General features: G+C 71.8%; 19 protein-coding genes. 10 read left to right on the forward strand and 9 right to left on the reverse strand.

All coding sequences use genetic code 11. The features are described from left to right. Positions 1 to 3 precede the first annotated feature (3 nt). Together Q0444_RS10150 and fabG are read left to right on the forward strand one after the other, a co-directional pair. The gene (locus Q0444_RS10150; protein WP_291081018.1) at positions 4 to 1,200 is read left to right on the forward strand and encodes a CaiB/BaiF CoA-transferase family protein; all 1,197 of its coding nucleotides are present in this window, start codon (positions 4 to 6) and stop codon (positions 1,198 to 1,200) included. Then, entirely contained in the window at positions 1,200 to 1,940 is a 741-nt protein-coding gene (gene fabG / locus Q0444_RS10155) for a 3-oxoacyl-ACP reductase FabG (RefSeq protein ID WP_291081020.1), read from the forward strand. Before Q0444_RS10150 ends, fabG begins: the two co-directional genes overlap by 1 nt. A gap of 16 nt (positions 1,941 to 1,956) precedes the next feature. Here the strand turns inward: fabG and Q0444_RS10160 are convergent, their stop codons facing one another. Beyond that, the gene (locus tag Q0444_RS10160; protein ID WP_291081022.1) at positions 1,957 to 2,724 is read right to left on the reverse strand and encodes a FadR/GntR family transcriptional regulator; all 768 of its coding nucleotides are present in this window, start codon (positions 2,722 to 2,724) and stop codon (positions 1,957 to 1,959) included. Beyond that, positions 2,721 to 3,749, reverse strand: coding sequence for a MaoC family dehydratase (locus Q0444_RS10165; protein WP_291081024.1), 1,029 nt, complete (start codon positions 3,747 to 3,749; stop codon positions 2,721 to 2,723). The genes Q0444_RS10160 and Q0444_RS10165 overlap by 4 nt, the downstream gene beginning before the upstream one ends. A gap of 65 nt (positions 3,750 to 3,814) precedes the next feature. On the opposite strand from Q0444_RS10165, the gene Q0444_RS10170 reads away from it, so the two are divergent. The 5 genes from Q0444_RS10170 (at position 3,815) to Q0444_RS10190 (ending at position 8,908) form a co-directional block, all read left to right on the forward strand. Further along, entirely contained in the window at positions 3,815 to 4,969 is a 1,155-nt protein-coding gene (locus tag Q0444_RS10170; RefSeq protein ID WP_299023174.1) for an acyl-CoA dehydrogenase family protein, read from the forward strand. Further along, positions 4,966 to 5,418 (forward strand): MaoC family dehydratase, encoded by a 453-nt coding sequence (locus Q0444_RS10175; protein ID WP_291081028.1) that lies wholly within the window; start codon positions 4,966 to 4,968, stop codon positions 5,416 to 5,418. The genes Q0444_RS10170 and Q0444_RS10175 overlap by 4 nt, the downstream gene beginning before the upstream one ends. 67 nt (positions 5,419 to 5,485) lie before the next feature. Then, positions 5,486 to 6,724 carry an acetyl-CoA C-acetyltransferase gene (locus Q0444_RS10180; RefSeq protein WP_291081071.1) on the forward strand — a complete coding sequence of 413 codons (1,239 nt, stop codon included), beginning with the start codon at positions 5,486 to 5,488 and terminating at the stop codon, positions 6,722 to 6,724. 226 nt (positions 6,725 to 6,950) lie between these two features. After that, positions 6,951 to 8,306 carry a PhoH family protein gene (locus Q0444_RS10185; protein ID WP_291081030.1) on the forward strand — a complete coding sequence of 452 codons (1,356 nt, stop codon included), beginning with the start codon at positions 6,951 to 6,953 and terminating at the stop codon, positions 8,304 to 8,306. A gap of 86 nt (positions 8,307 to 8,392) precedes the next feature. Further along, the gene (locus Q0444_RS10190) at positions 8,393 to 8,908 is read left to right on the forward strand and encodes an LGFP repeat-containing protein (protein WP_291081032.1); all 516 of its coding nucleotides are present in this window, start codon (positions 8,393 to 8,395) and stop codon (positions 8,906 to 8,908) included. A gap of 12 nt (positions 8,909 to 8,920) precedes the next feature. On the opposite strand, the gene Q0444_RS10195 is transcribed toward Q0444_RS10190, so the two are convergent. Beyond that, positions 8,921 to 10,324 carry a class II fumarate hydratase gene (locus Q0444_RS10195; protein ID WP_291081034.1) on the reverse strand — a complete coding sequence of 468 codons (1,404 nt, stop codon included), beginning with the start codon at positions 10,322 to 10,324 and terminating at the stop codon, positions 8,921 to 8,923. Between the two features lie 63 nt (positions 10,325 to 10,387). After that, on the reverse strand, positions 10,388 to 11,398 hold the full coding sequence (gene glpX, locus Q0444_RS10200; protein WP_291081036.1) for a class II fructose-bisphosphatase: 1,011 nt from the start codon (positions 11,396 to 11,398) through the stop codon (positions 10,388 to 10,390). Positions 11,399 to 11,546: 148 nt separating this feature from the next. Between glpX and Q0444_RS10205 the strand changes: the two genes are divergently transcribed. Then, complete coding sequence (locus tag Q0444_RS10205; RefSeq protein WP_291081038.1) at positions 11,547 to 12,110, forward strand: DUF4245 domain-containing protein; 564 nt, start codon at positions 11,547 to 11,549, stop codon at positions 12,108 to 12,110. Between the two features lie 23 nt (positions 12,111 to 12,133). On the opposite strand, the gene Q0444_RS10210 is transcribed toward Q0444_RS10205, so the two are convergent. Genes Q0444_RS10210 through Q0444_RS10220 form a run of 3 tightly spaced genes read right to left on the reverse strand, consistent with a single transcriptional unit; the run spans position 12,134 to position 14,036 of the window. After that, complete coding sequence (locus Q0444_RS10210; RefSeq protein WP_291081040.1) at positions 12,134 to 12,367, reverse strand: exodeoxyribonuclease VII small subunit; 234 nt, start codon at positions 12,365 to 12,367, stop codon at positions 12,134 to 12,136. Beyond that, entirely contained in the window at positions 12,367 to 13,668 is a 1,302-nt protein-coding gene (gene xseA / locus Q0444_RS10215; protein WP_291081042.1) for an exodeoxyribonuclease VII large subunit, read from the reverse strand. The genes Q0444_RS10210 and xseA overlap by 1 nt, the downstream gene beginning before the upstream one ends. Further along, entirely contained in the window at positions 13,665 to 14,036 is a 372-nt protein-coding gene (locus Q0444_RS10220) for a hypothetical protein (RefSeq protein ID WP_291081043.1), read from the reverse strand. The genes xseA and Q0444_RS10220 overlap by 4 nt, the downstream gene beginning before the upstream one ends. A gap of 71 nt (positions 14,037 to 14,107) precedes the next feature. Here Q0444_RS10220 and Q0444_RS10225 point away from each other — a divergent pair, with 71 nt between their 5' ends. Further along, positions 14,108 to 15,088, forward strand: coding sequence for a 4-hydroxy-3-methylbut-2-enyl diphosphate reductase (locus tag Q0444_RS10225; RefSeq protein WP_299023175.1), 981 nt, complete (start codon positions 14,108 to 14,110; stop codon positions 15,086 to 15,088). A 28-nt stretch (positions 15,089 to 15,116) separates the two neighbouring features. Here Q0444_RS10225 and Q0444_RS10230 read toward each other — a convergent pair whose 3' ends face one another. Together Q0444_RS10230 and Q0444_RS10235 are read right to left on the reverse strand one after the other, a co-directional pair. Further along, entirely contained in the window at positions 15,117 to 15,608 is a 492-nt protein-coding gene (locus Q0444_RS10230; RefSeq protein WP_291081047.1) for a DUF6542 domain-containing protein, read from the reverse strand. Between the two features lie 11 nt (positions 15,609 to 15,619). Further along, positions 15,620 to 17,137 carry an AI-2E family transporter gene (locus Q0444_RS10235; protein ID WP_299023176.1) on the reverse strand — a complete coding sequence of 506 codons (1,518 nt, stop codon included), beginning with the start codon at positions 17,135 to 17,137 and terminating at the stop codon, positions 15,620 to 15,622. A gap of 98 nt (positions 17,138 to 17,235) precedes the next feature. Here Q0444_RS10235 and ychF point away from each other — a divergent pair. Next, positions 17,236 to 18,302 (forward strand): redox-regulated ATPase YchF (ychF, locus tag Q0444_RS10240; protein ID WP_299023177.1); only part of this gene is annotated, 1,067 nt, incomplete at its 3' end.

An 18,302-nucleotide genomic window follows, 5' to 3' on the forward strand; every position in this document is an offset into this window, starting at 1 on the left:
GAGGTGACAGGGCCCGAGTCGCCGGGGCCCGAGGACCAGCTTCCGCTGGCGGGCATCACCGTGGTGGCCGTGGAACAGGCGGTGGCCGCGCCCCTGGCCACCCGCCACCTGGCGGACCTCGGCGCCCGTGTCATCAAGATCGAACGGCCAGGGGAGGGGGACTTCGCCCGCGCCTACGACGACACGGTCCACGGCCAGGGGTCCCACTTTGTGTGGCTCAACCGCGGCAAGGAGTCGATCGAACTCGACCTGGCCTCGGACCGCGGCCGCGGCGCCGCTCTCGCGCTGATCGACCGGGCCGATGTGGTGATCAGCAACCTGGCCCCCGGCGCGATGGACCGGCTCGGGCTGGGGGCGGCGGCACTCCGCGAGCGACGGGACGAGCTCGTCGTCGTCACCATCTCCGGGTACGGCGACGCCGGGCCCTACACCCACCGCAAGGCCTACGACATGCTGGTCCAGGCCGAATCCGGGCTGTGCTCGATCACCGGCACGCCCGAGCAGGCCACCAAGACCGGGGTGCCCGTCTCCGACATCGCCACGGGCATGTACACGCTGTCGGCGGTCCAGGCGGCGCTGCTGCGGCGGGAGCGGACCGGGCGCGGCGCGACGATCGAGGTGTCGATGCTCGAGGCCACCGCCGAATGGATGGGCCACCCCATGTACATCCGGATGTACGCGGGTCGGCAGGTCGGGCGCATGGGGCTCTCGCACGCCTCGATCTGCCCGTACGACGCGTTCCCCACGCGCGACGGGCGGGTGCTGATCGGCGTCCAGAACGATCGTGGATGGGCCGCGCTGGTGCGCGATGTCCTGGGTCGCCCCGACCTGGTCCACGACGAGCGGTACAGCACCAACATCGCGCGCGTGGCGCGGCGGGCGGAGGTGGACTCGCTGATCGGCGCGCTGACCAGGGGGTACGGTTCCGACGAGCTGGCCGGGCGGCTGGAGGAGTTCGGGGTGCCGGCGGCCCGGCTCAACGATGTGGCCGGGTTGATCGAGCATCCGCAGCTGGCCGCCCGCGACCGCTGGCGCGAGGTGGACACCCCCGGCGGGCGGGTACGGGGACTGCTGCCACCCATGACGTTTACAGACGTAGAGCTTGCGATGGGCGCCGTGCCCGCGCTGGGCCAACACACCGAGGCGATCCTGGCCGAGCTCGGCCTCGCCCTGGACGACACACCAGAAGGAGACGGATGATGGGACTGCTCGAGGGGAAGACCGCTGTCGTCACCGGTGGTGCGCGCGGGATCGGCCTGGAGATCGCACGCGCGTTCATCGAAGCCGGTGCGCGCGTGGTGGTGGGGGATGTCGACGACGACGCCGGCGCCGCCGCGATCGTCGAACTGGGCGGCAGCGACAAGGCCCGCTACGCGCACTGCGACGTGCGCGACGCGGCGCAGGTCGAGGCGATGATCGACGTGGCCGAGGAGGCGTTCGGCCCGCTCGGGGTGTTGGTCAACAACGCCGGAGTGACCCGTGACGCCACCATGCGCAAGATGACCGAAGAGCAGTTCGACGACATCATCGCCATCCACCTCAAGGGCACGTGGAACGGCACCCGTGCGGCGGCGAGCCGGATGCGTGACCACGGCGGCGGTGCGATCGTCAACCTCTCGTCGATCTCCGGCAAGGTCGGGCTGGTGGGGCAGACGAACTACTCCGCCGCCAAGGCCGGGATCGTGGGGCTGACCAAGGCGGCGGCCAAGGAGATCGCCTTCGCCGGGGTGCGCGTCAACGCGGTGCAGCCGGGCCTGGTCCGCACGGCCATGACGCTGGCGATGCCCGCGCACGTGTGGGAGGAGAAGCTGGCCGAGATCCCCATGGGGCGCGCCGCCGAGCCGTCCGAGGTGGCGCAGGTCGTGCTGTTCCTGGCCAGCGACATGTCCAGCTACATGACGGGGACGGTCCTCGAGATCACCGGCGGTCGGCACATCTGACGGCGGGTCGGCGACCTCAGCCCCCGAGGTCCCAGCGGATCGGCTGCTCCAGCGCGGTGCGGAAGCGTTTCTCGAGGTAGGTCGTGTGCTCGGTGATGTGCCGGGCCATGAGGGAGGAGGCGGCGTCCGCGTCGGCGTCGGCGATCGCGGTGTAGATCTCCTCGTGGATCGCGCACGTGTGGTCGCGCTGGCGCTTGGGGTATTCGACCCCCATGGTGGCGCCGGCGAGGATGCCGACCATCGCGTCGAAGAGGTAGCCGAACAGCGCGTTGCCGGAGCCCCAGGCGATGAGGGCGTGGAAGTGCTCCGAGCCGGCGGTGAAGGCCGCGGTGTCGCGGCTGTCGGCGCGCAGTGACCCGACGTTGGCGCGCAGTCTCTCCAGCGCCTCCGGGCTCATCCGCTGCGCCGCGAGCCGCGCGAGGGGCGGCTCCATGACCGCGCGCGCCTCCATGATCGTGGAGAACGGCGCGTTCTCGAACTGCAGGAGCAGGCTCAGCGAGGCGGCGAGCGTGCCGGCGTCGGGCTGCTGGACGATCGGGCCGCCGCCGGGACCGGGCTTGAGCGTCAGCGCCCCCTGCAGCTCGAGGTAGCGCAGCGATTCGCGGAGGGTGCCGCGGCCGACGCCGTACTCCTCGAGCATCAGGTGCTCGGGCGGCAGCCGATCGCCCACGGTGTTGCCGCGGCGGGCGATGTCCTCGACGATCTGCTTGGCCACCAGCAGCGCCGTCTTCTGCGGGCGCTTGACGCCACCGGTGCCTCGGGGCGTCCCCGGGACCGCGGTCACGACGGCATCAGGACGGTGTACGCCCAGTCCAGGACGTCGGCGTCCCCGTCCGGGCGGTGGGCCCGCACCACCGAGCGCAGATCCAGGGCGGTACCGCCGCCCGCCAGCGGGGTGGCGGCCCCGACGCTGACGTCGCTCGAGAGCGTGTCGCCCTCGTGGACCGGCCCGGTGTGGTCGCACGACTGCCAGCCGAGGACGGTGAGGATCGACGGGAGCATCCGCGTGGCCTGGGAGAGGGCCAGCCCGATGGTGTGACCGCCGTAGACCAGCCTGCGGCCACCGGCGGCGCGGTGATCGTGGTGCACCGCCGCGAGGTTGAGGGTGAGGCGGGCCAGTTCCGGGGCGCTCGACACCACGTCGGCGCTCGAGCGCAGCACCGTCCCGGCGGCAGGGGCCTCGCCGGTGGTGCCGGGGACGAGGGAGGGGTAGGCGCCGAGGTTCCAGCCGGGCGGCGTGGACCACGGGGCGGGGCTGTGGGTGCCGATGGCGGACAGGTCGTCGGACCCGGCCCGGGGCCCGGCTCCGGCGCTACTGCCCGGTCGACGGGGAAGCATCGCGCAGCGGTGGAAGTCCAGCACCGTGCGCCCGGCCTGGTCCGTGGTGGTCATGCGCAGCGCCGCCAGGCCGGTGGGCGGGCGGCCCACCCTGTCCCGGTTCGGGGCGAGGCCCACGACCTCGGTGCGGGTGGAGAGGGTGTCGCCGATGCGGGGGAAGTGGTGGAAGTGCAGGCCCCGGTAGAAGAGGTTGGCCTTGACGCGTTGCGTGACGACGGTGGACTGGCCGATCGCGACGTCGGTCACCAGTCCGGGGTGCGCGATCGGCCCGCCGGTGACGGACTCCGCCAGCGTGCGGTCGAGCGGCAGTCGCAGCCGGTCGCCCAGGATCGCCTGGTGCGCGGCGGCCAGTCCGTCGGTCAGCGTCAGCGACGGGCTGTGGAAGACCTGTCCCTTCGCGAGGTCGTCGAAGCCGGGTCCGCCGAACTGGATGGGCTCCCGTTCTGATCCGCCCGCATTGGCCATAACCATGCGAATGATTATGTCGTACATTGGGTCGAAGCGGAGAGAAGCCAGACGAGCAGAGCGGGGCGGGCGTGCCGGAGTTGAACGAGGAAGAGGCCTATCTGGTCGCCACCGTCCGGGCGTTCATCGATCGCGAGGTCAAGCCGTCGGTCCTCGAGGTCGAGCACGCCGACGAGTATCCGGGCCGCTGGATCGACCAGATGAAGCAGATCGGGATCTACGGGCTGGCCGTGCCCGAGGAGTACGGCGGGACCCCGGTGTCGATGCCCTGCTACGTGCGCATCACCGAGGAACTGGCCCGCGGCTGGATGACCCTCGCCGGCGCCATGGGCGGCCACACGGTCGTGGCCACGCTGCTGGCGGAGTTCGGTACCGAGGAGCAGAAGCGCGCCTACTTGCCCCGGCTCGCCACCGGCGAGATGCGGGCGACCATGGCGCTGACCGAACCCGGCGGCGGCTCGGACCTGCAGGCCATGACCACGACGGCCGTCCGCGAGGGGGACGAGCTGGTGATCTCCGGCGCCAAGACGTTCATCACCAACGCGCGTCGCGCCGGGCTCATCGCACTGATGTGCAAGACCGATCCCGCGGCCGAGCCGAGGCACTGGGGGATCTCGATCGTCCTGGTCGAGCACGGCCCCGGCCTGACCGTCTCCCGCGACCTGCCCAAGCTCGGCTATAAGGGCGTAGAGACCTGCGAGCTGTCGTTCGACGGGTACCGGACCCCGGCCGCCCGGATCCTCGGCGGGGAGCCGGGGAGGGGCTTCGGGCAGATGATGAAGGGTCTGGAGACCGGCCGGATCCAGGTCGCGAGCCGGGCCCTCGGCGTGGCGGCGGCTGCGCTCGAGGACTCGCTGGCCTACGCGCAGTCCAGGGAGTCGTTCGGCCAGCCCATCTGGAAGCACCAGGCCATCGGCCACCACCTGGCGAACATGGCGACCAAGCTCACCGCCGCCCGCCAGCTCACCCTGTTCGCCGCCGAGAAGTACGACGCCGGTCAGCGCTGCGACATGGAGGCCGGGATGGCCAAGCTGTTCGCCTCCGAGGTGGGGATGGAGATCGCGCTCGACGCGGTCCGCATCCACGGCGGGTACGGCTACTCCACCGAGTTCGACGTGGAACGCTACTTCCGCGACGCCCCGCTGATGATCGTCGGCGAGGGCACCAACGAGATCCAACGCAACGTGATCGCCGCGCAACTCGTGGCACGAGGAGGACTTCAATGACCGTGTTCGAGGGACTCGACCGGGTCGAGGCCGCGGTCGGCACGCACATCGGTTACAGCGACTGGCTGGAGATCACCCAGGATCGGGTCGACGCGTTTGCCGACGCCACCGGCGACCACCAGTGGATCCACGTCGACCCTGCCCGGGCCGCCGAGGGGCCGTACGGCGCCACCATCGCGCACGGCTACCTCACGCTCTCGCTGCTGCCGGCGCTCACCGCGGAGCTGATGGACATCCGCGGCTTCGCGATGATGATCAACTACGGGCTGGAGAAGCTGCGTTTCCCCGCGGCCGTGAAGGTCGGCTCCCGGATCCGGGCCGGGGTCGAGTTCACCTCGCTCGAGCGCAGATCCTCCGGGGTGCAGCTGAACAGCCTCGTGACGGTCGAGATCGAGGGCGGCGACCGGCCTGCGCTCGTGGCCGAGACCGTCCGCCTGATGGTCCCGTGAGCGGGCGGCCGCGGCGAAGGGAGGCCGGGTGACGCCGCCGGCGCAGGGGACCCGGCCCGGCTCCCGGATGGCGGCCGCGCTGACCGACGTCGTGATCTGTGAGCCCGTCCGCACCCCTGTGGGTCGGCGGGGCGGCGCGCTGGCCCCGCTGCAGGCCGCCGACCTGGCCGCCGCCGCGATCCGTGGACTCGTCGAGTGCACCGGGGTGGAGCCGACGCAGATCGACGACGTGATACTGGGCCAGTGCTATCCCAACGGTGAGGCCCCGGCGATCGGCCGGGTGGCCGCGCTCGACGCCGGCCTGGACATCTCCACCCCGGGTGCCCAGCTCGACCGCCGGTGCGGATCCGGGCTGCAGGCCGTGCTCAACGCCGCGATGCAGGTCGCGGTGGGCGTCAGCGAGGTGGTGATCGCCGGCGGTGTCGAGTCCATGTCCGGAAGCGAGATGTACGCCCTCGGCCTGCGCGACGGGGTCCGGGGCGACCGCCTCGAGTTCACCGACCGCATCGCCCGCGGCCGCGTGACCTCCGGGGGGCGCGACTACCCGGTCGAGGGCGGGATGCTCGAGACCGCGGAGAACCTCCGGGCCGAGTACTCGATCTCCCGGGCCGAACAGGACGAGCTGGCGGCGGAGAGTCAACGCCGCGCGATCGCGGCCCAGGACGCAGGAGTGTTCGACGACGAGATCGTGCCCGTGCGGGTCCCGGGGAGAAGGGGCGACGACGACGTCGTCGTCGCCACCGACGAACACCCGCGCCGAGGCGTCACGGCCTCGTCCCTCGCCGCGCTGCGCCCCGTCCGGTCCCGCGTCGACCCCGCGGCGACCGTGACCGCCGGCAACGCCTCCGGCGAGAACGACGGCGCGTCGGTGTGCATCGTCTCCACCCGGGCCCGCGCCGCCGAGCTGGGACTGCGCGCCTACGTCCGCCCGCTCGGCTGGGCGGTGACCGGCGTCCACCCCGCGCGCATGGGCATCGGCCCCGTCTCCGCGACCGACCGCCTGCTCGCCGACCTTGACCTGCGGCTGGCGGACTTCGACCTCATCGAACTCAACGAGGCGTTCGCCGCCCAGGTGCTCGCGTGCCTGCGCGAATGGGAGGCCGGCCACGGGTTCACGCGCGCCGACCGCGAGCGGCTCAACGTCCACGGTTCGGGCATCTCGCTCGGCCACCCCGTGGGCGCCACGGGGGCCCGCATCCTCACCACGATGTCCCGCGAACTCGCGCGGCGCGACGGGCGCTACGCGCTCGAGACGATGTGCCTCGGCGGCGGGCAAGGGCTTGCCGCGGCCTTCGAGAAGCTGTGAGCCGGCAGCCCGCAGAATTCACGTGGACTTAACTACACCGGTGTGATTCGGGCGTAGCGTCGCGGGCAACGGTCGGTGGGGAAGCCGGCCGTCGGGAGGTCTCAGCGGATGATCGTCACACGCGATCTCACAGGGGGCCGGCACCCGGCCCCGTCACCACCCGGTGACCTGAGCCGACCGGTCCACCCCCAGCTCGCCCGCGGGTGCCGCGGGCCAGGAGTCCGCCGTGACCGACACCGTACGCACCTACGTCCTCGACACCTCGGTTCTGCTCTCTGACCCGTGGGCCGTCACCCGCTTCGCCGAGCACCACGTGGTGCTGCCCATCGCGGTGATCGGGGAGCTGGAGGCCAAGCGGCACCATCCCGAGCTCGGCTACTTCGCCCGGGAGTCCCTGCGGCTGCTCGAGGACCTCCGCCTGCGGCACGGTCGGCTCGACGGGGACCTGCCCGTCACCGACCAGGGCGGCACCCTGAGGGTGGAGCTCAACCACACCGATCAGGCGATCCTGCCCTCCGGGTTCCGCAACACCGGCGAGGACTCCCGGATCCTCGCGTGCGCGCTCAACCTCCGCGCGGAGGGCCTCGACACCGTCCTCGTGTCCAAGGACGTGCCGCTCCGGGTCAAGGCCGGTTCGGTGGGCCTGCCCGCGGACGAGTACCACGCCCAGGACGTCGTGCTCACCGGCTACAGCGGGGTCACCGACCTCCCCGCCACGCAGGAGCTGGTGGACACCCTGTTCTCCGACGGCGGGGCCTCGCCGCTCACGGCCCGCGCCGCCGGCCTGGACGAGCAGACCCCGGTGCACTGCGGGGTCCGGGTCCAGACCGCGTCGTCCTCGGCCCTGGCCCGCGTCACCGACGGCGGCGGACTCAGGGTGGTCCGCGGCGACGTCGAGGTGTTCGGGCTTCGGGGCCGCTCCGCCGAGCAGCGGATCGCGATCGACTGCCTGCTCGACGAGTCGATCGGCATCGTCTCGCTCGGCGGGCGGGCCGGCACCGGCAAGTCGGCCCTGGCCCTGTGCGCGGGACTGGAGTCGGTGCTGGAGCGTCGCCGGCACCGCAAGATCGTGGTGTTCCGTCCGCTGTACGCCGTGGGCGGGCAGGAGCTCGGCTACCTGCCGGGCAGCGAGTCGGAGAAGATGTCCCCGTGGGCCCAGGCCGTGTTCGACACCCTCGAGGGACTGGTCAGCGAGAACGTCATCGACGAGGTCATGGACCGGGACATCCTCGAGGTGCTGCCCCTGACCCACATCCGCGGCCGGAGCCTGCACGACTCGTTCGTGATCGTCGACGAGGCCCAGTCGCTCGAGCGCAACGTCCTTCTCACCGTCCTCTCGCGGCTGGGCACCGGGTCCAGGGTGGTGCTCACCCACGACGTGGCCCAGCGCGACAACCTGCGCGTCGGCCGCCACGACGGGATCCAGGCCGTGGTGGAGAAGCTCAAGGGGCATCCGCTGTTCGCGCACGTCACGCTCAACCGCTCGGAGCGCTCGGCGATCGCCGAGCTCGTCACCACGATGCTGGAGGAGTTCCACCCCGACAGCCTCCCCGGCGAGCTGCGCCGGATCCGCGCTGCATGAGGCCTCGCACACGGGAGGAGGCCGGTCGTGGGATGATTCCCAACGGGCGCAGCGCCCAGACCGTCTTCTCACCCCGGAGGTATTCCATGTCCCGTCGCTCCAGCCTGGCTCGTGCACTCCCGCTCGTCGCCGCGGTCGCCCTGACGCTGACCGCGTGCGGTGAACAGACCCCCGGGGGCGTGCAGGAGTCCGGTGGCGAGCAGGCGTCGGCGCAGGCCGAGCAGGCGGACGCGAACAATCCGATCGTCGTGAAGATCGGTGAGGACGAGTTCGCCACCAACATGGCCATCTTCCGCAAGTACGAGGAGGCCAAGGGCGGTCCGCTCGCCCTCCAGGCCCCGGTCGCCCCGGCCGAGGACCTGGACGGCGGGAAGAGGCAGAACTACGCCTCGGGGACCGTCTTCTGGTCGCCGGAGACCGGGGCGCACATCGTCCGCGGCCAGATCCTCACCACCTACTACGACAACGGCGGGCCCGGCGGCACGCTCGGCTGGCCGGTCAGCGACGAGGCGGTCGACGGCGAGGCGGTCTTCACCGATTTCCAGCGCGGTCAGATCCGCCTGGAGAACCAGGCCATCCGGGTGATCGAGCAGGCCGGGTAGGCCGGCACCGCGTCACCGGCGCCTGTCGAGGCCCGTCATCCCCAGGACGTCGAGGCGGCGGTCCAGCTCGTCCCGGCTCAGCGGGTCGGGGACGAACCCCAGGGCGATCACGGCCTCGCGGATCGTGATCCCCTCGGCCAGCGCGTGCTTGGCCACCCGGGCGGCCTCCTCGTAGCCGATCGCCGAGTTGAGCGGCGTGACGATCGACGGGGAGGACTCGGCGAGCCGACGCATCCGATCGGCGTCGGGCTCGATCCCGTCGATGCAGCGTTCGGCGAACAGCGTCATGGACGTGGAGAGGATCCGCACCGACTCCAGGACGTTGCGCGCCATCACGGGGATGGCGGTGTTGAGCTCGAAGGCGCCGGACGCGCCGGCCCAGGCGACCGCGGCGTCGTTGCCCACGACCTGCGCCGCGACCTGCGCGACGGTCTCGCAGAGCACCGGATTGACCTTGCCGGGCATGATCGACGACCCGGGCTGCAGGTCCGGGAGGTGGATCTCGGACAGGCCGGTCATGGGACCCGAGCCCATCCACCGGATGTCGTTGGCGATCTTGGTGAGCGAGACGGCGATCGTCCGCAGCGCCCCGGAGAGCTCCACGAGACCGTCCCGGGCGGACTGCGCCTCGAACGGGTCCACGGCCAGGCTCAACTCGTCGAGCCCGGTGAGCGACCGGAGCTCCTCCACCACCGCGGACCCGAAACCGTCCGGCGCGTTGAGGCCGGTGCCGGCGGCGGTGCCGCCGATCGGGAGTTCGCCCACGCGGGGGAGGGTGGCGCGCACGCGCTCGATCCCGGCCCTGAGCTGGCGGGCGTATCCTCCGAACTCCTGGCCCAGGGTCACGGGGACGGCGTCCATGAGGTGGGTCCGTCCGGATTTGACCACGTCCCGCCAGTCGGCGGCCTTCGACTCGAACGACTCGGCCAGGACGCGCAGGGCGGGCACGAGGTCGGAGACCACGACCTCGGTCGCCGCGACGTGGGTGGCCGTGGGGAAGGTGTCGTTGGAGGACTGCGACATGTTCACGTGGTCGTTCGGGTGGACGGTGACGCCCCCGGCCGCGCACACCGAGGCGATGACCTCGTTGGTGTTCATGTTGGAGCTGGTCCCGGAGCCGGTCTGGAAGACGTCGACGGGGAAGTGCTCGTCGAGGTGGCCCTCGGCGATCCTGCCGGCGGCCGCGACGATCGCGTCGACCCTCTCGGGGTCGAGCAGCCCGAGCCGACCGTTGACCGTGGCGCAGGCGGCCTTGAGGAGGCCGAGTGCGCGGATCTGCGCCCGCTCGAGGCCGCGGCCCGAGACCGGGAAGTTCTCCACGGCGCGCTGTGTCTGCGCCCGCCACAGCGCGTCGGCGGGCACCCGGACCTCGCCCATGGTGTCGTGCTCGATGCGGAATTCACTCTGGTCGGCCATGACGGCCAGAGTAGGCGGGCCCGCCGCGCGCTGCAGGGCGGCGGCGCGGCGGGCCCGGGGGGATCAGCCGTCCTGGGAGCCCTGGCCGTAGTCGACCGCCGAGAACTCGCGGAGCTTCTCCATGCGGTGGCGCGCCTCGACGTGGCGGACGGTGCCGGACTTCGAGCGCATCACGAGCGAGCGCGTGATGGCGCCGTTGGCGCGGTAGCTCACGCCGCGGACCATGTCGCCGTTGGTGATGCCCGTCGCGGCGAAGAAGCAGTTGTCCCCCTTGACCAGGTCGTCCGTGCCGAGGATCGCGTCCACGTCGAGCCCGGCGTCGACGGCCTTCTGGCGCTCCGCCTCGTCCTGCGGCCACAGCTGGCCCTGGATCTCGCCGCCCATGCACTTCATGGCGCAGGCGGTGATGATCCCCTCGGGGGTGCCGCCGACGCCCATGAGCATGTCCACCGAGCTCTCGTCGGACGCCGCGGCGACGCCGCCGGCCACGTCGCCGTCCATGATCAGCCGGACCTTGGCGCCCGCGGCACGGATCTCGGCGATCAGCTCCGCGTGGCGGGGACGGTCGAGCACGCAGACCGTCAGGTCGCCGACGTCCATGTTCTTGGCCTTGGCGACGGACCGGACGTTCCACTCGGTGGACCGGGACAGGTCGATGTGGCCGACCGCCTCGGGCCCGACCGCGATCTTGCGCATGTAGAACACCGCGGACGGGTCGAACATGGATCCGCGCTCGGCCACCGCGATGACGGCGATGGAGTTGGGGCGGCCCTCCGCCATGAGGCGCGTGCCGTCGATCGGGTCCACGGCCACGTCCACGGCCGGCCCGTCGCCGGTCCCGACCTTCTCGCCGTTGTACAGCATGGGCGCCTCGTCCTTCTCGCCCTCGCCGATCACCACGACCCCGTCCATGTCCACGGTGCCGATGAGTTCGCGCATGGCGTCCACGGCGGCACCGTCGCCGCCGTTCTTGTCACCCCGGCCCACCCAGCGTCCGGCGGCGAGGGCGGCGGCCTCGGTCACGCGGACCAGTTCCATGGCGAGGTTTCGGTCGGGGCGCTTGGCGTCTGACATGGGGCGTAGGGCTCCTCGGGTAGCTCCGCGGCGTCGACGTGATCACGCGCGGCACGGTGGGGGATGTAATGGCCCATTGTTCCACCTCGCCGCCCCCGTCGGGGGCCGCGCGCCGGAGTTGCCCCGGGTGGGTGGGATACTCGCAGCCGTGGCCGAGGCGAAACCGAGAATCCTGCAGGGCAACCGCGACATGTTCTGGTCCGTGGTGGTGCTCATGGCGATCATCGGGATCTTCGCGGGCGTGGCCGGCCAATGCACCTTCAGTCCCTCCGGGCCGCAGCAGGGGGCGATCCCGCAGTTCGATGCCGACGCCTCGCTGCGTCAGGACGCGCGCGGTCTGGACTTCCCCATCCGGTCGCCGGAGGTCCCCGAGGGGTGGACCTCCAACTCGGGCCGCGTCGAGGCCTTTGCCGGGACCACGTCGAGCCACGTCGGGTGGGTGACGGGGGAGCGCAGCTTCGTCGAGCTCGTCCAGTCCGACGCCCCGGAGGACGCGTTCCGGTCCCTGAACGGCGGGCCGCGGCCCGGCCGCACCATCATCCCGATCGGCGGTCGGGAGTGGACCGTGCTCACCGGGGACGACGTCCGTCCCGTGTGGGTGCTCGACCTGGACGACGTCCGCGTGGCGGTCACCGGCTCGGCCACCACCTCGGACTTCGAGGCGCTCGCCGCGGCGGTCCAGGTCGCGGAGCCGCTCCCGCGGGGGCGGTGACCCCGGGCCCGGCCCGACGGGGCTCAGTTCCCGCGGTCGGCGCCCTCGTCGTCGTCGCCCAACACCGCGTCGATCCGGTCCCGCGCCCCGTCGAGGTGCTCGGCGCACCGCGCGGCGAGGTCCTCGCCCCGCTCCCACAGGGCGAGGGAGGCGTCCAGGTCCTGGCCGCCGGCCTCGAGGATGCGGACCACCTCGATCAGCTCGTCCCGGGCCTGTTCGTATCCGAGCTCGGAGACGGGGGTCTGCTCGTCTGACATCAGGACTGCTCCTCGGTGGTGGTCGGTGTGGTGGGTGCCGCGGTGGTGCGTCCCGCCGCGGGGGTCGAGCCGAGCACGGCGGCGGACAGCGCCCCGTCGGACACCCGGATGCGCAGCTGGGACCCGGGCGGGGCGTGGGCGATCGAGGAGACCACCCTGCCGTCGTGGTCCCCGGCGACGGACTGGACCACCGCGTACCCGCGCGCGAGGGTCGCGGCCGGACCGAGCGTGGTGAGGCGCGCCGACAGGTGACCCAGCGAGGTGGACTCGGTGTGGACGATCCTGGTGATGTCCCGGCGGGCCGCCCGGAGCGCCTCCGCCACCACCTCCGCGCGCGAGGCGACGATCCCGTGCGGGTCGGCCATGACCGGTCGTGAGCGGAGGGCGGCCAGCTGGTGGCGTTCGCGCTCCAGCCACCCGCGGAGGGCGCGCGCGGTGCGGGCGCGGGCCTCGGCGATCCGGCGACGTTCCTCGGCGACGTCCGGGACCACGCGCTTGGCGGCGTCCGTGGGGGTGGCGGCGCGCAGGTCGGCGACCAGGTCCGAGAGCGGGGAGTCCGGCTCGTGGCCGATCGCGCTCACCACGGGCGTCCGGCAGCGGGAGATCGCCCGGACCAGGGCCTCATCGGAGAAGGGCAGGAGATCCTCGACCGACCCGCCGCCGCGGGCGAGGATGATCACGTCGACCCCGGGATCGGCGTCGAGCTCGGCCAGGGCGTCCAGGATCTGCGGCACCGCCGTCGGTCCCTGGACCGCGGTGTTGCGGATGGCGAAGCGCACGTCGGGCCACCGCCCGCGGGCCACCTCCACCACGTCGCGTTCGGCGGCGCTCGCGCGGCCCGTGACGAGGCCCACGCAGGTGGGCAGGAACGGTAGCGGCCGCTTGAGGCGGGGGTCGAAGATCCCCTCGGCGGCCAGCGCCTGCTTGAGCCTCTCGATCCGGGCCAGTAGCTCGCCCACCCCCACCGGCCGGATCTCCGAGACCTGGAGCGAGAACGACCCTCTGCCCGTGTAGAACCGTGGTGTCCCGCGGACCACCACCCGGCTGCCCTCCGTCACGGGCACGGGGGACTCGGAGATGAGCCTGGGCGGGCAGGTGAGGGTCAGCGAGTTGTCCACCGACGGGTCACGCAGGGTGAGGAACGCCGTCCGCGTGCCCGGCCGGAGGCTGAGCTGGGTGATCTGCCCCTCGACCCAGACGGCCCCCAGGCGGTGGATCCACTGGGCGATCTGGTCGGAGACCACCCGGACCGGCCACGGCTGTTCGGGGCTGGAGGGGGTCCTGGCCGATCCGGTGGTCACGTGGCGCGGGGGGCCACGCGGCCTGACGGGACGTCCGGGTCGTCGGGGTCGTCGTCACCCCCGGTCGGGGAGGCGGTCCCGTACCGGTCGTCCGGGTCCGCCCGGTCCTCGTCGAAGGTCGCCCATTCCGGCTGGTCGGACCTCGAGGGGAAGACCGAGGCGATCACCCTGTCACCCTTGACGGCGAGCGCGGTGAGGGTCTGACCGGCGTGGAGATACGACTGCACCAGTCCGCCGGCCACCCGGACGGGGACGGTCGGCAGCGAGGCGACGGCCTCGACCGTCCGGCCGGGGAGGGCGGCCGCGTGCTCGACCACGGAGGCGGCGAGTCCGATCGAGGCGCGGGTGAGGAGGAAGGGACGGAGCATGGGAACCTCTCTGCCGGGGGCGTCCGGGAGGCGTGATGGTCGAAAGTCACCCTGAACCGTACCCTGGGGTCATGACCGAGCAGACCGACATGATCGCCGAACCGGCCACCAGGCGAGTGCTTCTCGCTGAACCGCGCGGCTACTGCGCCGGCGTCGACCGGGCCGTCGAGACGGTCGAGCAGGCCCTGGCCACGCACGGTGCCCCGCTGTACGTGCGCAAGGAGATCGTCCACAACAAGCACGTGGTGGAGTCCTTCCAGGACCAGGGCGTGATCTTTGTCGACGAGACCGACGAGGTCCCGCGCGGGTCCAACCTCGTGTTCTCCGCGCACGGCGTCTCGCCGGCGGTGCGGGAGAGCGCGCTGAAGCTGGAGCTCACCACGTTCGACGCCACCTGCCCGCTGGTGACCAAGGTGCACACCGAGGTCAAGCGCTTCGCCCGCGAGGGCTACCAGATCCTGCTGGTGGGTCACGAGGGCCACGAGGAGGTCGAGGGGACCGCGGGGGAGGCGCCCGACGTGGTGACCCTGGTCGACGGCCCCGGGTCCGTCGACGCCCTCGAGATCCCGGTGGACACCGAGAAGCTCATCTGGCTCTCGCAGACCACGCTCAGCGTGGACGAGACCATGGAGACGGTGCGCCGCCTCAAGCAGAAGTACCCCACGCTGATCGACCCGCCCTCGGATGACATCTGCTACGCCACCCAGAACCGGCAGACCGCGGTCAAGGCCATGGCGCCGCAGTGCGACCTGGTGATCGTGGTGGGGTCGCAGAACTCGTCGAACTCCGTGCGGCTGGTGGAGGTCGCGCTCCAGGCCGGTGCCCGCGACAGTCACCTGGTGGACTACGCAAAGGAGATCGACACCGCCTGGCTCGAGGGCGTCGGTACGGTGGGGGTGACCTCGGGCGCCTCCGTGCCGGAGATCCTCGTCCGCGGCGTCCTGGACCTCCTGGCCGAGCACGGCTACACGGACGTCTCCACGGTCCGCACGGCGCAGGAGACCATCACCTTCTCCCTGCCCCGCGAGCTGCGCCTGAGCCAGAAGGCCTGATCCGCGCGCAGCGCCCCGGCACCCCGACCTAGCGGCGGGCGTGGGCCGGGGCGCTGCGATGCGGGCGGGCCGCCGCCGCACGGCCCGAGCGGGGCTCAAGGACGTACGCGCGGATGAGGGCGACGGCCACCACCACGAGCGTGGTGACGATCATCAGCGGGAACCGCGTGGCCAGGGGCAGGATCAACGAGACCAGCTGGCTCCGCGAGAACATCTGGGCGGTCAGCCCGGCACCGGCGATCACGGACACCAGCGGGACGATGACGGTCATGACGATGGGCGGCTGGACGCCGGCCACGAACACCGACCGCCGGGCCACGGCCAGGACAGCGACGAGGCATCCGAGGAAGAAGGCGACGGTGAACCCCGCGCCGAGCGCGCCGGTGACCGAATCGATGGCCACCCCGGTCAGCGAGATGGCCACCGCGAGGAGCACCGCGGTCCAGGCGGGGAGCCCGCGAACGGACGCGATGACGGACCTCTCGTCCGCCGGGACCCTTCCACTCCTGCGTGTACTCACAGCGTGAGACTCTAGCCCTCGAGTCGGCGGGCGAGGAATCGACCGAAGCGACGCAGGGGGTTGGTCCCGGCCTCGGCCGGCGAGGGCCGTTCGCCCGTCACGGCCTCCGGATCGATGGGTCCGGGTGCGGGGGTCGGCTCCCCCGGGGACCCGGCAGACCCCGTGGTGGATCCGGTCGAGCGGCCGGCGACCTCGTCGTCGTCCCCTCCTCCGACAAGGACCGCGCCGCCGCCGGGAACGGGTCCCGTTCCCGGATCGACGGTGACGGCGCCGTGGTTCGGTCGCGCCTCCAGCATCCCGGCCATGATCGCGCTGCTGCTCTTGCGCAGAGGAGCGAAGCGCGAACTCGACAACTCGCCCAGGAACGCGGTGAGGCGGCCCTCGTCCGTGGCGGACGCGAGGTCGGAGGCGGTGACGTCGCCGGTCCGCAGGTCGATCTGTTCGCCGAGGTAGCGCAGGATCACCGCGACCACCGCCAGCACCGGTACCGCGAGGAAGGCGCCGATGATGCCGAACAGGGTGCTGCCCGCGGCCACGCCGAGCAGGACGACGACGGGGTGCAGGTTCATCGCCCGGGACTGGAGGATGGGCTGGAGGATGTTGCTCTCCAGCTGTTGTACCGCGACGATCACGACCAGGACGATGAGCGCGGTGGTGAACCCGTTGGCGACGAGCGCGATGAGCACCGCCAGCGCGCCGGCCGTCACCGCACCGACGATGGGGATGAACCCCGCGAGGAACGTGATGACAGCCAGGGCCCACGCCAGCGGCACACCCAGGACCACGAGGGCGATCCCGATGAGCGCGGCGTCGACGAACGAGACGATCGCCTGCGTCCGGATGAACCCGCCGAGGGTGTTCCACGCGCGTGTGGCGACCTCCGTGAGGTGACGGCCGGCGTTGCGGCCGGCGATCCGGCGCACGAACGGGAGGAACCGCGGCCCGTCTTTGATGAAGAAGAACGTGAGGACCAGGACCAGGACCAGCGTGACGACGAGGGATCCCACCGCGGTCACGCCGGTGAACACCCCGTTGGCGATCTGGTCGCCCCGGTCCTGGAGGGTGGAGCTGAGCTGGCCGAGGACCCCGTCGAGCTGTTCGTCCCGGATGTTGAGCGGCGGACCACGCAGCCAGTCCTGCACCTCGCCGATCGCCTCGGAGGTCTGGTCCGCCAGCTGGACGCTCTGCTCGACGATCGACGGGGCGATCAGCGCGATGACCCCCGCGACCACGCCGAGCGTCCCGACGACCGAGATGAGGGCGGCCAGCGACGCGGGGACACCGCGCCGGGTCATCCACCCCGTGGGTGGCCACAGCACCGTGGAGACGATGAGCGCGAGCAGGATCGGCAGGATGCCCACCCACAGGGCCCCGCCGATCCGGGAGAGGAGCCAGCCGGCCACCAGCACGATGGCCAGGCGCAGCGCCCAGTCGGTCACCCACCGCCCGCCGATGCCGATGAGAACGGACCGGTCGACGTGGTCCTCGTCGCCACCGACGGGAGGCAGCGGCTTCGTGTCGTCACTCATGCACCACATGATGTCAGAGCACCCGTGGGGGCGCTTCCTCACGACGGCGCGGGTGGCGGGGCGGGAGTCGCCGGGGTCGGGCCGTAGACTGGTGCCTCGTGAGCCTCACCCTCGGAATCGTCGGACTGCCCAACGTCGGTAAGTCGACCCTGTTCAACGCCCTGACGAACAACGACGTGCTGGCGGCGAACTACCCGTTCGCCACCATCGAGCCCAACATCGGGGTCGTGGACCTGCCCGACCCACGGCTGGCCCGCCTCGCCGAGATCTTCGGCTCCGAGCGGATCCTGCCCGCCGTGGTGTCGTTCGTGGACATCGCCGGGATCGTCAAGGGCGCCAGCACCGGGGAGGGGATGGGCAATAAGTTCCTCGCCAACATCCGCGAGGCCGACGCCATCTGCCAGGTCGTCCGGGTGTTCGACGACCCGGACGTGATCCACGTCGACGGCAGGGTCGACCCGATGGCGGACATTGAGGTGATCGCCACCGAGCTGATCCTGGCGGACCTGGAGACCATCGAGAAGGCGGTCCCGCGCCTGGAGAAGGAGTCCCGCAAGGACAAGTCGTTGGTGGCCCAGCTCGACGAGGTGCGCAAGGCCCAGGCCGTGCTCGAGGACGGGCGGACCCTGTTCGCCGCCCAGGACGAGATCGACCGGGGGCTCCTCCGCGACCTGCATCTCATGACCGCCAAGCCGTTCCTCTACGTGTTCAACGCCGACGAGGCCGTCCTGACCGATGAGGCGCGGCAAGCCGAACTGCGGGCGGCGGTGGCACCCGCCGATGCGGTGTTCCTCGACGCGAAGGTCGAGGCCGAGCTCCTGGAACTGGACGAGGACGATGCCATGGAGTTGCTGGAGTCGATCGGCCAGCACGAGCCGGGCCTGAACTCGCTCGCCCGCGCCGGATTCCACACCCTCGGACTGCAGACGTACCTCACAGCCGGCCCCAAGGAGTCCCGCGCCTGGACCATCCGCAAGGGCGACACCGCCCCCAAGGCCGCCGGCGTGATCCACACCGACTTCGAGAAGGGCTTCATCAAGGCCGAGATCGTGTCCTTCGCCGACCTCGACGCCGCCGGGTCGATGGCCGCCGCCAAGGCCGCCGGCAAGGTGCGCATGGAGGGCAAGGACTACGTGATGGTCGACGGCGACGTGGTGGAGTTCCG

Origin of the sequence: uncultured Dietzia sp. (genome assembly GCF_937873725.1) — a bacterium.
Taxonomy (GTDB): domain Bacteria; phylum Actinomycetota; class Actinomycetes; order Mycobacteriales; family Mycobacteriaceae; genus Dietzia.